This window comes from Pseudorhodobacter sp. E13 (genome assembly GCF_003991405.1).
Taxonomy (GTDB): domain Bacteria; phylum Pseudomonadota; class Alphaproteobacteria; order Rhodobacterales; family Rhodobacteraceae; genus Pseudorhodobacter.
Genome location: NZ_RPEN01000158.1, coordinates 141,758 through 155,622, shown reverse-complemented (window position 1 = coordinate 155,622; position 13,865 = coordinate 141,758). Strand labels below are relative to the sequence as shown.

Genomic DNA, 13,865 nt, shown 5'->3' with positions numbered 1-13,865 from the left:
GGGGTTTGGTCAATTGGCCCAAACGGGCAGGAAACGAGAGGATGTGGGGCATGCGGCTATATCTGGCAAGAGGCACGATTTCCATCGCGGTGGCCATCGCGCTGGAGGAGGCGGGGTTGGACTATGCCCCCGAACTGGTGGATTTTTCATCCGCCGCGCAAACCCGGCCGGCCTATCTGGCGATCAACCCCAAGGGGCGGGTGCCAAGCCTGATCACGCCTGACGGGGTTCTGACTGAAACCGGGGCGATTCTGGAGTATATCGCGGCACTGGCACCCGAGGCGCAACTGATCCCGAAACCGGCCTTCGAAGCGGCAAAGATGCGCGAGGTGATGTATTTCATCGCCTCGACCCTGCATGTGAACCACGCCCATAAAATGCGCGGCCATCGCTGGGCGGATCAAGAGGCGAGTTTTGCCGATATGCGCGCCAAGGTGCCGCAAACCATGCGCGCGGCCTGCGCCTATCTGGAGGTGGAAGCGATGCGCGGCCCCTTTGTGCTGGGCGAACGGGTGTCGCTTGCCGATGCCTATCTGTTTGTCGCCTGCACATGGCTTGCCGGGGATGAGGTGGATGTGACAGGCTTTCCAAAGCTTTACGCCTTCATGGCCGCGATGGAGGGCCGGGCCTCGGTGCGGGCCGTGCGGGCGCGGGGCTGGCTGTGACGTCTGGCGGAAAGGGGGCGGTTTTTCGGTGAAAAACCGAACGCCCTGCGGGCGTGCCTCCGGCGGAGGTATTTTTGCCAAGATGAAATCAGCCTTGGTCTAGCTGTTCTTGATCCATGCGCCGAGACGGGCGAGGGCAGAGGGGTTTGCGCCTTTCTCCTCGGCCCGGTCGGCGGCATTGAGCAGGCGATACATGCCGCGCAGGGCGAGCCAGCGCAGGGGTTCGGGTTCCCACAGGCGCGGGGGGCGGTTGACCCATGGCAGGCGGGTCAGCGCGGTGTCGCGGTTCAGGGCAAGGTCTGCCAAGGTGCGGCCCGCGAGATTGGCGGTGGACACACCCACCCCGACATAGCCGCCTGCCGAGCCGATCCGGGTGTCGGGGTCGAATTCCACCCTTGCGCACCAGTCACGCGGCACGCCGAGGCTGCCGCACCAGGCATGATCAATCGGGGCCATGGCGGCGGCGGGGAAATGGCGGCGCAGGGTGGCGATCAGGCGGCGGATGGTTTCATCATCCGGGGTGCCGTTGTCATCCAGCCGGTTGTTGAACCGGTAGGGGATGCCGCGACCGCCGACCGCGATGCGGCCATCCTCGGTGCGTTGGCAATAGCAATAGGCATTGGCGAAATCGCCCACGATTTCATAGCCTTGCCAGCCGATCTTTGACCAAACCGCGGCAGGAAGCGGGGCGGTGATGATTTGCGCGGAATTCAGGGGCAGCAAGTCGCGCCCATGGCCGGGGATCCGGGCGGTGAAGCCTTCGGTCGCGCGCAGGATGGTGCGGGCGGTGACGGTGCCGCGCGTGGTCTGGACCCGGCCGGGGTGGATGGCGGTGACGCGGGTGTGTTCGGCGATGCGGGTGCCTTGCGCCTCGACCATGCGGGCCAGCCCTTGCACCAGTTTGGCCGGTTGGATGCGGGCGGTATTGGGGATGCAGAGCGCGCCCAAGCTGTTGGGGATGCGCAGCCGTTGCGCGGTTTGCGCCGCTGTCAGCAGGGCAAGCCCGCTTTCGCCCCACTGTCTGCGGCTTTGGTATTCTGCCTGCATGCGGGCCAGTTGCGCGGGGTTGGTGGCGATCAGCAATTCATCGGTGCGGCGGATATCGGCGTCGATCCCGGCGTCTTTGGCGGTGGAGATGATCTCTTCGACCGTGCCCAGCATGGCCTGCACCATGGCGCGGACGGCGGCTGCATCGCTTTGCGCAAGATAGCGGTCGTGGTTCCAGGCAAAGCCCCCAGTCAGCCAGCCGCCATTGCGCCCCGATGCGCCAAAGCCTGCAAATTCCGCCTCTAGGATCAGGATCTTCAGGGTCGGGTCGGCGCGGTGCAGGTAATGCGCGGCCCAAAGCCCGGTAAAGCCTGCACCGATGATGCAGATATCGGCATCGCTGTCGCCCGCCAGCGGGGCGCGCGGTTTTGGCGTGCCGATCTGGCGATACCAGAAAGAGGTGGCGCCGGTCTGTTCGGGCCAGGGTGTGGGTGTGGTTTTCATCCGCGCAGCATGGCGCGGGGCCGGGGGCGGGGCAAGCCCTGCCGCGCCAAGGTTGCCCCTTGCCAGATTGAAAAATCCGGCGCTAGGATAGCAGCATTTAACGACGACCATTAAAGGACAGACAGATGTGGGACTTTAGCATTTCGCAGGCGCTGGGGCTGATGCGGCGCACGGCACCGTTTTTGATGTTTCGGGTGATTGTGTATTTCGGCATCACTGCCGCTTTGGTGATTGTCACGGGCACCGGCGCAGGGCTTGGCTGGGGCATTGGCAATTTCGGCGATGAGGAGTTTCGCGCCACCGCAACGGGTTACGGCGCGCTTGGGGGCTTTGGCCTGACCGCTGGTGTCATCTTCTTTTTCCGCGATTACCTGCTTTATATCGTCAAGGCGGGCCATATCGCCGTCATGGTCGAATTGATGACGGGGGGCGAGGTGCCGGACGGGCGCGGCCAGATCGACTATGCCAAGGAGGTGGTGAAGGCCCGCTTTGGCGAGGCATCGGCCCTGTTCGCACTGGACCGGGTGATCAAAGGCGTGGTGGGGGCCATAACCGGGCTGGTGCAGGGCCTGATGTCAATCCTGCCGATTCCGGGGTTGAGCAATATCATGGGCGTGGTGCGTGCCTATCTGCGGGTTGCCGTGGGGCTGGTGGATGAGGTGATCCTGGCCCATGCAATCAAGACGCGGGCCACCAACCCTTGGGCCAGCGCGCGCGAGGCGCTGGTGCTTTACGGGCAGAACGCGCGGCCCATGCTGATCAATGCGGCTTGGCTGACGGCGATCGTTTACGGCCTTAGTTTTGTGGTGTTTTTGCTGATGCTCGCCCCGGCGGCGGCGATTGTCTATCTGATGCCGGGGGCATGGTCGGCGGGGGGGCTGGTCTTTGCGATCATCTTTGCCTGGGCGGTGAAGGCCGCGCTGATCGAACCCTTTGCGATTGCGTGTCTGTTGCAGGTGTTCTTCAAAGTCACCGAAGGCCAGCGCCCGAACCCGGAATGGGAGGCGAAACTGGACAAATTGTCGGATAAATTCCGGGGCATGGCGGCCAAGGCATCGGCTTGGGTGACAGGGGCAGGCCGCAACGCAGCCCCCGGCAAGGAGCTGTGACATAAAAGCGGTCAGCGGCGGTGCAGCGTCTGTTGCCCATGGCGCGGTTCTGTGGCATCACCTAAGGCAACAGCAACTAAACCAATGAGTTCAGCCATGACCGATTTTGCCGCTCGTCGGACCATGATGGTCGATACGCAGGTGCGCCCGTCTGACGTGACCAAGTTTCCGATCATCGAAGCGATGCTTTCGGTCCCGCGAGAGGCCTATGTCGGCGCGGATCAGCTTGAGGCGGCCTATGTCGGCAAGAACCTGTCCTTGGGGCAGGGGCGCGTGATGCTGGAACCGCGCAGCTTTGCCAAGCTGCTGGATGCGGTGGATGTGCAACCGCATGAGGCCGTGCTCGATCTGGGCTGTGGCTATGGCTATTCCACAGCGGTGGTTGCGCGTCTGGCCGAAGCGGTTGTGGCCGTGGAAGAAGATGCCACAATGGCCGCCGATGCGCAGGGCCGTTTGTCGGCGCATGGGGTTGATAATGCCGCCGTTCTTGCCGCGCCTTTGGCGGAAGGTGCCGCAAAGCACGGCCCCTATGACGTGATCTTGGTGCAGGGCGCGGTGGAAACCGTGCCCGAGGCGCTGCTGGCCCAGTTGAAAGACACGGGCCGCATTGCCGCGATTTTCATGGAAGGCAGCCTTGGCGTGGCGCGGATCGGGCATAAGTCTGAACAGGGCGTCACATGGCGCTATGCGTTCAACGCCTCTGCCCCGGTTTTGACGGGCTTTGAAAAAGCGACGGCTTTCGCGCTTTGATGCGTATAACGCCAAAGCTTTGACAGAATGGGACGGCAGGTATGAAATCTATTGGCAAGTTGATGCGCGTGGCGGTTCTTGGGGCTGTGCTGGGGGTGCCGCAGCTTGCCTCGGCGGAAAGCCTGGCCGATGCCTTGATCGCGGCCTATCGTCAGTCAAATCTGCTGGATCAGAACCGCGCCGTTTTGCGGGCTGCCGATGAAGATGTGGCGCAAGCGGTGGCCAGCCTGCGCCCCACGCTGACCCTGCGGGCGGGGGCAAGTTATACCGACTATCTGAACAGCGACTCGGCTGATGGGCTTTCTGCGACATTGTCGCTGGTGGCGGAAATGACGCTGCTGGATTTCGGGCGCAATGCGGCCACGATCGCCGCCCAGAAGGAAACCGTTCTGGCCGCACGTCAGACCTTGCTGAATGTAGAGCAAGAGGTTCTGCTGAATGCAGTGTCAGCCTATGTCACGCTGCAACAGGCGCAAGACACCGTGGCGCTGCGCGAAGGCAATGTGCGGCTGATCAATCAGGAATTGCGCGCTGCCAATGACCGGTTTGAGGTCGGCGAAATCACCCGGACCGATGTGGCGATTGCCGATGCGCAGCTTGCTTCGGCGCAGGCGGTTCTGGCCTCGGCGCAGGGTGATCTGGCCATCGCGCGTGAAAATTACAAGCTGGCGATCGGGCATTACCCCAAAAGCCTGAGCCGCCTGCCCAAGGCCCCCAGCACCGCAAAATCGCTGGCCGAGGCGAAAACCATCGCGCTGCGCGGTCATCCCCGCATTCGTCAGACGCAGCATGAGGTGGCCGCCGCCGAATTTGGCATCGCGCTGGCCAAGGCGAATATGGGTCCAAGCCTGACGGGCGGGGCGACCCTGACCGATAATTCGGCGAATACCGACAATTTCGGCCTCTCTCTTACGTTGAACCAGACGCTGTATAATGGCGGGCGCAGCTCGTCGCTGTATCGGCAGGCCTTGGCGCGGCGTGATTCTGCGCGTTCGGGCCTGCATCAGGTGGGCCGCGTGATTGAACAAGGCGTCGGGCAGGCTTGGTCCTCTATCGAGGTGGCGCGCGCGGGCATCGCCGCCAGCGACCGGCAGATTAGCTCGGCCCAGACCGCTTATAACGGTGTGCGCGAAGAGGCAAAGCTGGGCGCACGCACCACGCTGGATGTGCTGAACGCGGAACAGGAATTGCTGGACGCCCGCACCGCACGGCTCAGCGCGGAGGCCAATCTGTATATCGGGGTTTATTCGCTTTTGTCGGCAATGGGCCTGTTGACGGTGGATCACCTGAAACTGGGAATCCCGACCTATGACCCCGAAGGCTATTACAACGCGGTGAAAAACGCGCCGGCGACCTCGTCGCAGGGGAAGCGTTTGGACCGGGTTTTGAAAGCAATCGGCAACTGATTGTCACCCAAATGGCGACAATTGTTGATTTAATCGGAAATCGTTAACTGCATGCCGCCCTATTCCTTGTCACAGCTTAGGCTTGGCGCTAAAGTTTACGCGAGGATAAAGGGCAGGGTATCATGTCAGAACCTATGAGTTCCGGTGAAATTGAGGATGTTCTGTCCTCCATCCGCAGGCTGGTGTCTGAAGACCTGCGGCCTGCGACCCCTGCACCTGCCGCACAGAAATCCGCTGGCCCCGATACCGCCGCGCCCAAGCCCAAAGTGGCAGATGCCTCTGGCAAGCTGCTGCTGACCCCTGCGCTGCGCGTGGTGGGGCAGGCAGAGGCAACGCTGCCCCCGGCACGCCCAAGTGCCGCGGCCCCGGTTGCCCCGGCCCCGCAAGCGCTGAATGATCAGCACGGCGATGACCCCTTTGCCGATGACGCCCAAGCCTCTGGCGAAGAGGCCGACGACGCCGAATTGGACTGGGACGATGTCGACCCGGCACCGACAGCGGATGCAGAGGCCGAGGATTGGTTGCCCGAAGAGGCCCCGATGCAGGTCGATCATGAATTGCCCGATTGGGATATGCCCAAACCGGCCCCCAAATCCGCCCCCAAATCCGATGCCGCGACAGAGTTGAACCGCGTGGTCAGCGAAATCGGGGCCGCCGTCCATGATGATGCCGATGAGTGGGAACCGGAAACCGGCGACACGCCGATGTCTGCGATGTCATGGAAGGCCCCGGAATGGGTAGAGGAGGCCGAAGTCGTCGCCGATAGCGTCGAGGCCGCCGAACGCGATGCCGTGGCCCGTGCGCTGGCCGACAAGGCCGAAGCCGCCGCCGTGGCCGAGATCATGGCCCGCGCCGCCGCCGCCAAGGCAGAGGCAGAGGCCAAGGCCAAGGCCCAAGCCACAGAGGCGCCGCCCCGCGAAGACAGCAAGGCAACGCCCGACCCCGACCTGTTTGCCGAGGATGAGGGCTATTTTGATGAAACCGTGCTGCGCGATCTGGTGCGCGACCTGATCCGCGAGGAGTTGAGCGGCACTTTGGGCGAGCGCATCACCCGCAATGTGCGCAAACTGGTGCGGGCCGAGATCAACCGCGCCCTGACCGCGCGGGATTTTGACTAAGGCCCGGCCATTTGCGGCCACGCGAAATGCCACACCCCAGACATGAAAAAACGCGCCCGAGCAGAGGGCGCGTTTTGTCGTTGTGAACCTAGAGAGCTTAGGCTGCTTCAGCCTGCTCCAGCGCGTTGCGGCGCTCTGATTCCTCGCGGGACAAGGCGACAGAGGTGCGGATGCCTTTGGAAACGAATTCCATCAAGCCTTTGACCACACGCTCGTTCGGATCAATGCCCGCGCAGGACAGCACTTCGCGCCCGTCGCGCGACCGTGCCCAGCGGGCGATTTGATCAGGGCCATTCCCATATTTCTTGTCATCCGCGATGGCATCATCCAAGGCTGCCAGAACCACGGCAGCAAAGAGCTTGCGCGCGCGCTGCCCTTGTTCAAAGTTGAAAGCGGTTCCATCCACGAAATCCAGCATCAGGTCGTCCTATTCTTGCTCTTGCGTTTTTTGACGTCCGCGCAATATGACTATTTCCACACGATTCGGCATCCCCCTTTACGCATACCTCTCATGCGCTGAACGCATGGCTCAAGGTCGAGACTACCGTATCTTGTAAGCTTGTCGGCGCTAACAGGGGTATATATAGGGGCTTTCTAAATCCCTTCAACTTTTCGACAAGGTTTTGTCATAATGCCCAAGATCAACGGTAACGAAATAAAGCCCGGCTTTGTGCTGGAACATGACGCGGGCCTTTGGGCAGCGGTCAAAGTGAATATTGTGAAGCCCGGCAAAGGCGGCGCTTTTGCGCAGGTGGAGCTGAAAAACCTCCGCGATGGGCGCAAGCTGAATGAGCGGTTCCGGTCCGAAGACAAGGTGGAACGCGTCTCGCTGGAGAATAAAGACCAGCAATTCCTCTATGAAACCGATGGAATGTTGGTGTTCATGGACAATGAGACATTTGAGCAGATCGAACTGCCGGCCGACCTTTTGGGCGACCGCCGCCCCTTCTTGCAAGATGGCATGATGGCGACGGTGGAATATTACGGCGAAGAGGCGCTGTCGATGCGGCTGCCGCAAAAGGTAAAGTGCCGGATCGTGGAAACCGAACCGGTGCAAAAGGGGCAAACCGCCGCCAACAGCTTCAAACCGGCGATCCTCGACAATGGTGTGCGCATCATGATCCCGCCGTTTATCGGCGTGGATGAAGAGATCATCGTTCACACGGAATTGATGGAATATTCCGAACGCGCCTGAAAAGGGCTATGCGGTGCCGAGGAAACGCACCTCGGCATCGCCGGCCATCATGTCGTCTGTCACCCGGTCAAAGCGCAGATGGGCGATGGCTTCGCCGCCACTTTGGGTGAACACCTGTCCCACCGCTTTGCCATCTGCCGTGATCTCGGCCCCAATCCCCACCATCCTGGAGACCGCAATCCGCGCAATGCCTTTGCGCAACTCGGTCTTGTGCTTCATGCGGGCCGTCACCTCTTGGCCGACATAGCAGCCCTTGCGGAAATCGACGCCATGCAAACGCTCAAACCCCCATTCAAGGATGTAGCTTTCGTTGGGGATCAGTTCCAGATTGGCCTCGGGGATCAGATGTTTGACGCGCAGGTCCTGCCAATCAATGCGCATCGGGCCGCCTTTGGCCGTGCCATAGTGCCGCCAGCCAAGGGCAGGGTGGCGCGGGTCGGCGAAACCTGCGTCCGGCGCGGTGCCAAGGCCGCAGGTCACATGCAGGCCGGGTTGAGGGGTCAGTTGCACATCGGCGCGCAGCCGATACATGCCAAGCCGTTTCAGAACATCCTCGGCCATCAGCAACGGCAGGTCCAGCAGCAAGGTCTCTGCCGTGTTGACGACAAAGAAATCGGCCAGATATTTGCCCTGCGGCGACAGAAACCCGGTCCAGACCAACCCCGGCGCGCGGCCAAGCGGCAAGACATCATTCGTCACCAGCCCTTGTAGGAAACCTAGGGCATCTTTGCCGGTCACACTGGCCAACAGGCGGGCGTCTGCTTCTTCCCCGATCATGTCCATTCTCCTTTCGGCAGAACTATAGGCCGGACGCGAAAGGCCGCAACCGGTTCACGCCTGAAACTGCAATTTGCACAGATTGGCATAGAGCCCGGAGCGGCCCAGCAATTCCTCATGCGTGCCGCTGTCAACGGCGCGGCCCTGATCCATCACCACGATGCAATCGGCATCGCGAATGGTGGCCAGCCTGTGCGCGATGACAAGCGTTGTGCGGCCCCGTGCGGCCTTGGACAGCGCCTCGGCCACCAGGGCCTCGGATTGGGCGTCCAGCGCGCTTGTCGCCTCGTCCAGCAGCAGCACAGGCGTATCGCGCAGCAGGGCGCGGGCAATGGCCACGCGCTGCCGCTGCCCCCCCGACAGGCCAGAGCCGCGCGGCCCGGCCGGGCTGTCCAGCCCGCGGGGCAGAACATTGACGAATTCGGACACATGGGCCGCATCCATCGCGGCGCGCAACTCTGCTTCGGGCAGATCATGGCCAAGTGCGATATTTTCGCGGATGGTTTCATCAAACAGCGCGGCATCCTGCGTTACCACGGCAAACTGGCTGCGCAGATCAGGCAGGGCCAAAGTGCCGATATCCACCCCATCCAGCAAAATCTGCCCCGATTGCGGCAGGGCCATCGCTGTCAGCAGGTTGAACACGGTGCTTTTGCCCGCGCCCGAGGCCCCGACCAAAGCGGTGATCTTGCCCGCCTCGGCGGTAAAGCTGAGCCCGCGCAGCACCGGGTTTTCGCCATAGCTGAACTGAATGTCTTGCAGCACGATCTGCGGCGCGCGGTTCGGGTCGGGCAGGCGGCCCGTTGCCGCCGGGCGCGGGGCGGGATGGGTATCAAACAGGTGGAACAGACGCTCCAGGCTTGCTGCCGCAACTTGCCAGAACCCAGCCATATCACCCATGCGCCGCAACGGTTGAAATGTCAGCGCCATCGCGGAAAAGAAGGCCATGAAGTCGCCGATCGTCCGCTCGCCGTTGATGATCTGCGACCCGCCCAGCATCAGAACGGTGAAAAAGCCGATGCCGGTGATCACGTCAATCAAGGCCGGGATGGTTGAGCGCCCCATAGCCATGCGGATTTCAGCCCGGATGATCCGGTTGACGATGGTTTCAAAACGGCTGGTCTGATAAGCCTCCATCCCGTTCAGCTTGACCGCCTGAATACCGTGAAACACCTCATCCAGACGGGTGGCGCGGTTGCCCGCCTCATTCCGCATGGCGGCGGTCTTGCGCCGGATATAGCGCTGGACGATCAGGGCCGGGGCGATCAACAGCGGCGCACCTATCATCGCGGCCAAGGTCCAGACCGGATCAATCGCGATGGCAACGGCAAACAGCCCGATCAGCGAAATCGTATCGCGCCCGACCCCCATGATCACGGTCGACCAGACCCCTTGCACGGCCATAGTGTCGCCTTGCACCCGCTCTATCAGCGCGCCGGGGGGATTGGTTTGGAAAAAGCTCGCGTCCAAGGTCAGGATATGACGCAGCAAATCCACCTGCATCGCCGAGGAGGAGCGCTGCGCGATGATGGTCAACAAGGTCTTTGAGGTGATCGAAGTAATTGCCCGCAGCACGAACAGGCCCAGAATCCCAAAGCCAACCCAGATCAGCGCCGCTTCTCCGCCATCGGAAAACACCTTGTCAAACAGCGGCTTGAGCATGTAGCTCAGCGCGCCCAAAGTGCCCCCCTCGATCATCATGACACCAAAGACCAGCGCCATCAGCCAGCGATAGCGATACAGATACCCCCGCCACAGCCGCCCGAAAAGCTGGGAGGAACGATATGGGTTCAAAGGCGCTTTTTGGGTCACTGTGGTGCCAGATCTAAGGAGCAGTTGGGGCTGGTGTATCCCGGATTGGCGGCGGGCCGCAAGGCGCGGGGTTTTCGATGGGAGCGCGCTTGACCTTGGGCATGGCGGGGCCTAGCACTTTGGGCAATCGCTTTGCAGGAAAGAACCGCCCTGATGAAACCCGCCTCTACCATGCATGCCGCCCCATTCCCCGCCGCCACTTTGGCCCATGGCCGCCCCTATCTGGCCATTCCCGGCCCTTCGGTGATGCCCGACCGGGTGTTGCGTGCCATGCACCGCGCCGCGCCGAATATTTATGAGGGGGAGCTGCATGACAAGGTTGCCACGATCTGGCCGCGCCTGCGGGCCGTGGCGCGCACGTCCCAGCATTGTGCCATCTATATCGGCAACGGCCATGCGGCATGGGAAGCGGCGAATGCCAATCTGTTCAGCCGGGGGGACAAGGCGCTGGTGCTGGCGGTGGGGCGGTTTGGTATCGGCTGGTCGGAATCGGCGCGGGCCATGGGGGTGGATGTCGAGGTGCTGGATTTCGGCAAATCCTCTCCCGTTGATCTGGCGCGGATAGAGGCGGCGTTGCGTGCCGACAGCGCGCATAAGATCAAGGCCGTGTTGGCGACGCAGGTTGATACCTCCAGTTCCATCAAGACCAATGTGCAGGCGCTGCGCGCGGTGCTGGATGCCGTGGGCCACCCCGCGCTTTTGGCGATTGACTGCATCGCCAGCCTTGGCTGCGATGAATACCGGATGGATGACTGGGGCGTCGATCTGACGGTCGCTGCCAGCCAAAAGGGGCTGATGACACCGCCGGGCCTTGGATTTCTGTGGTTTTCCGACAAGGCGCGAGAGCGCTGCCGCGGCAATGACCTGCGCACCCCCTATTGGGATTGGGAGCCGCGGGCCTTTGGCACCGAGTTCTGGCAATTTTTCTGCGGCACCGCCCCCACGCATCATCTCTATGGGCTGGATGAGGCGCTGACCATGCTGGACGAGGAGCGGCTGGAAAACGTCTGGGCGCGGCATCGCGCGCTGGCGGGGGCGGTTTGGGCCGCTTTTGACACATGGCACAGCGGCAACCCCAATATCGCGATGAATGTGGCAAAAGCGTCGGATCGCGGCTGGTCCGTCACCGCCGCGCGCATTGGTGGCAATGATGCCACGCGCCTGCGCCAATGGTGCGAACAACAGGCCGGGGTGACGCTGGGCATCGGGCTGGGCATGGCGATGCCGGGCGATCCGGCGTGGCACGGCTTTTTGCGGGTGGCGCATATGGGCCATGTCAGCGCCCATATGACGCTGGGCGTGCTGGGCGTGATGGAAACCGGCATGCAAGCCTTGGGCATCGCACATGGCGAAGGCGGCGTGCTGGCCGCGACGCGGGCGCTTTCAGCGCGCTAGGGGTGCTTGAATTTCTTCTGAAATTAAGTTATATATTGTTTCAGGAGAAATCACCATGACCACCCACTTGCACAAAGCTGCCCAAGCCCCCGCCACCACACCCGGCCATGTCGCGGCCAAAGCCGTGGTCAATGCCGCGCGCGAACTGGGCCTGTCGCAGCGCGATCTGGCCCAGACGCTTGGCCTGTCGGAACCCAGCATCAGCCGCATGAAAAGCGGTGGTTTCGCGCTGGATGGCAAGCCGCTGGAACTGGCGCTGTGCCTGATCCGGGTGTTCCGGTCGCTGGATGCGCTTGCCGGGGGCGAATCCGCAGTGATCCGGGGCTGGATGGCGAACCCGAACCATGATCTGGGCGGCCACCCCAAGGCGCTGATCGCGCAGGCCACCGGGCTGATTGATGTGATGAACTATCTGGACGCCGCGCGTGCCCCCGTTTGACGCAAGCCTGCGCCCTCTAAAGGCCGGGTTGTGGCGGATTATCGAAGGGCAATTCCGATCCTCCACCATCCGCATCGTCGACACATTCGAAGAACATGACATGCTGGAAGCACTGCTGGAGGCCAGCAAGCCCCCGGTGCCAGAGGAGTGCCGGCACCTTGATTATCAATTCTGGTCGCCGTTTCGCTATGGCTGCTATCCGCGCGACTCGCGGTTTCGGCGGCGCGGGCGCACGCCGGGGGTCTGGTATGGCTCTGAGGCGCCGATCACCGCATTGTGCGAGATGATCTGGGGCATGTTGCGGTTTTTCCGCGCGTCTGAGGGCACGCCTTTGCCGCGCCGCGCCATCGAATACACCGCCGTCCAGGCCGATATTCAAACGCCGTTGATGCTGGACCTGACGGCGCCGGACTGGGCCGGGGCCGGGCGCTGGACGGACCCCGATGATTACAGCGATTGCCTTTCGCTTGCTGACGACCTGCGCGCGGCGGGCGGCGAGGCGATCCGCTATGCCTCCGTCCGCGCGCCGGATGGGGCGGCGAATGTGGCCGTGCTGACCTGCCGCGCCTTTGCCACCCCGCGCCCGATTGCTTTGCAGACATGGCATGTGATCTATGCCGAGGCGCTGATCCGTGCCAGTTGCGAAACCGATAAATCGCGGCATAGCTTTGCCATTTCAAACACGAGCCTTGCTTTTAAATCATAGGCTTATGGCGTGACATTAAACCAATGTCTAAAGCCAGTTCTTGAATTTGAAATAGCCATAGGTCGCCAGGGCCAGCGCCAGCATCGCGATCAGGGATGCGGTAAACCCATGCGTCCAGCCAAGCCCCGGCATCGCCCCGAAATTCATCCCGAAGATCGAGGCGATCAGCGTGGCGGGCAAAAAGATCACCGCCGCGACCGAGAAGATCTTGCTGATATTTGTCTGTTCGATGTTGATCATGCCCAATGTGGCATCCAGCAAGAAAGTGATCTTGGAGGCCACGAAATTCGCGTGATCGGTCAGGGATTTCACGTCATTGGTCAGCGTTCTGGCGCGTTCATGCAGCTCGGGCGTGGCGCTGTGCCGGGTCAACACCTGCGCCAGATAGCCCGCGAGGCGATCCAATGTCAGCAAACTGTCGCGGATGTTGGAATTCAGGTTGCCCATCTGGCCCACCTTTTCCAGAACCGACTGATAATCCTGATGTTTGCGGTCCTTCGCCAGTTTGAACAGACGGCGGGATTGCGTATCAATATCGGCCGCCGCGCGTTCCAGAATATCGGCCTGCCGGTCAATCACCGCCTCCAGCAGCGCCAGCAGCACGGCCAAAGGGTTGCTCATTTCCAGCCGCGTTGCATGGGCGCGCGGCGGGAAAGAGGTGAACACCCGCGGGTTGTGATAGCGGATCGTCACCAGATGCGACGGCGTCAGCACAAAGCTGACAGGCCCCATCACCGGGTCGCCGCCATCGGAATTGGCAGGCAGCAGGGCGGTCATATAGGTGGCATGTTCAAACGTATACAGCCGCGAGGAAATCTCGATCTCGCGCATTTCGTCTTCGGTCGGGATGTCGCACCGGGTTTCGGCCTCGACGGCGTTTTCCTCGGCAAGCGTGGGTTCGCACAGATCAATCCACACCGCCCCGTCCAGCGTGGTGCCGTTGGGGTGAAGGATGCCGTTTTCAAGTTTGTAAGTCGTCAGCATGGCGCACCTGAGTTGGGG

Annotated in this window: 14 protein-coding genes; 9 read left to right on the top strand and 5 right to left on the bottom strand. The window is 62.1% G+C overall.

All coding sequences use genetic code 11. The features are described 5' to 3' along the window. Nucleotides 1-50: 50 nt before the first annotated feature. Nucleotides 51-665 (top strand): glutathione S-transferase family protein, encoded by a 615-nt coding sequence (locus tag EGN72_RS14515; protein ID WP_127048800.1) that lies wholly within the window; start codon nucleotides 51-53, stop codon nucleotides 663-665. 99 nt (nucleotides 666-764) lie between these two features. Here EGN72_RS14515 and EGN72_RS14510 read toward each other — a convergent pair whose 3' ends face one another. Continuing rightward, entirely contained in the window at nucleotides 765-2,156 is a 1,392-nt protein-coding gene (locus EGN72_RS14510; RefSeq protein ID WP_127048798.1) for an FAD-binding oxidoreductase, read from the bottom strand. A 125-nt stretch (nucleotides 2,157-2,281) separates the two neighbouring features. On the opposite strand from EGN72_RS14510, the gene EGN72_RS14505 reads away from it, so the two are divergent. The 4 genes from EGN72_RS14505 to EGN72_RS14490 all read left to right on the top strand — a co-directional run bounded on the left by EGN72_RS14505 (nucleotide 2,282) and on the right by EGN72_RS14490 (nucleotide 6,539). Next, nucleotides 2,282-3,265, top strand: coding sequence for a hypothetical protein (locus EGN72_RS14505; RefSeq protein WP_127048796.1), 984 nt, complete (start codon nucleotides 2,282-2,284; stop codon nucleotides 3,263-3,265). A 96-nt stretch (nucleotides 3,266-3,361) separates the two neighbouring features. Next, on the top strand, nucleotides 3,362-4,015 hold the full coding sequence (locus EGN72_RS14500; protein WP_127048794.1) for a protein-L-isoaspartate O-methyltransferase: 654 nt from the start codon (nucleotides 3,362-3,364) through the stop codon (nucleotides 4,013-4,015). A 41-nt stretch (nucleotides 4,016-4,056) separates the two neighbouring features. Then, nucleotides 4,057-5,421 carry a TolC family outer membrane protein gene (locus EGN72_RS14495; protein ID WP_127048792.1) on the top strand — a complete coding sequence of 455 codons (1,365 nt, stop codon included), beginning with the start codon at nucleotides 4,057-4,059 and terminating at the stop codon, nucleotides 5,419-5,421. 122 nt (nucleotides 5,422-5,543) lie between these two features. Next, nucleotides 5,544-6,539 carry a hypothetical protein gene (locus EGN72_RS14490; protein ID WP_127048790.1) on the top strand — a complete coding sequence of 332 codons (996 nt, stop codon included), beginning with the start codon at nucleotides 5,544-5,546 and terminating at the stop codon, nucleotides 6,537-6,539. A 97-nt stretch (nucleotides 6,540-6,636) separates the two neighbouring features. Here EGN72_RS14490 and EGN72_RS14485 read toward each other — a convergent pair whose 3' ends face one another. Continuing rightward, nucleotides 6,637-6,957, bottom strand: a complete 321-nt coding sequence (locus EGN72_RS14485) for a DUF6280 family protein (protein WP_022703400.1) — start codon at nucleotides 6,955-6,957, stop codon at nucleotides 6,637-6,639. A gap of 213 nt (nucleotides 6,958-7,170) precedes the next feature. Between EGN72_RS14485 and efp the strand changes: the two genes are divergently transcribed. Next, a complete protein-coding gene (efp, locus tag EGN72_RS14480; protein WP_127048788.1) occupies nucleotides 7,171-7,734 on the top strand; it encodes an elongation factor P in 564 nt (187 codons plus the stop codon). A gap of 6 nt (nucleotides 7,735-7,740) precedes the next feature. Here the strand turns inward: efp and EGN72_RS14475 are convergent, their stop codons facing one another. Continuing rightward, nucleotides 7,741-8,511 carry a folate-binding protein YgfZ gene (locus EGN72_RS14475; RefSeq protein WP_127048786.1) on the bottom strand — a complete coding sequence of 257 codons (771 nt, stop codon included), beginning with the start codon at nucleotides 8,509-8,511 and terminating at the stop codon, nucleotides 7,741-7,743. Between the two features lie 54 nt (nucleotides 8,512-8,565). Continuing rightward, entirely contained in the window at nucleotides 8,566-10,233 is a 1,668-nt protein-coding gene (locus EGN72_RS14470) for an ABC transporter ATP-binding protein (RefSeq protein ID WP_127049386.1), read from the bottom strand. 243 nt (nucleotides 10,234-10,476) lie between these two features. Here EGN72_RS14470 and EGN72_RS14465 point away from each other — a divergent pair, with 243 nt between their 5' ends. Genes EGN72_RS14465 through EGN72_RS14455 form a run of 3 tightly spaced genes read left to right on the top strand, consistent with a single transcriptional unit; the run spans nucleotide 10,477 to nucleotide 12,863 of the window. Next, the gene (locus EGN72_RS14465) at nucleotides 10,477-11,718 is read left to right on the top strand and encodes an alanine--glyoxylate aminotransferase family protein (protein ID WP_233587152.1); all 1,242 of its coding nucleotides are present in this window, start codon (nucleotides 10,477-10,479) and stop codon (nucleotides 11,716-11,718) included. A gap of 55 nt (nucleotides 11,719-11,773) precedes the next feature. Then, nucleotides 11,774-12,157 (top strand): XRE family transcriptional regulator, encoded by a 384-nt coding sequence (locus tag EGN72_RS14460; RefSeq protein ID WP_127048784.1) that lies wholly within the window; start codon nucleotides 11,774-11,776, stop codon nucleotides 12,155-12,157. After that, a complete protein-coding gene (locus EGN72_RS14455) occupies nucleotides 12,144-12,863 on the top strand; it encodes an RES family NAD+ phosphorylase (RefSeq protein ID WP_199743753.1) in 720 nt (239 codons plus the stop codon). Before EGN72_RS14460 ends, EGN72_RS14455 begins: the two co-directional genes overlap by 14 nt. A 27-nt stretch (nucleotides 12,864-12,890) precedes the next feature. Here the strand turns inward: EGN72_RS14455 and EGN72_RS14450 are convergent, their stop codons facing one another. After that, on the bottom strand, nucleotides 12,891-13,847 hold the full coding sequence (locus EGN72_RS14450; RefSeq protein ID WP_127048782.1) for a magnesium transporter CorA family protein: 957 nt from the start codon (nucleotides 13,845-13,847) through the stop codon (nucleotides 12,891-12,893). Between the last annotated feature and the right edge of the window lie 18 nt (nucleotides 13,848-13,865).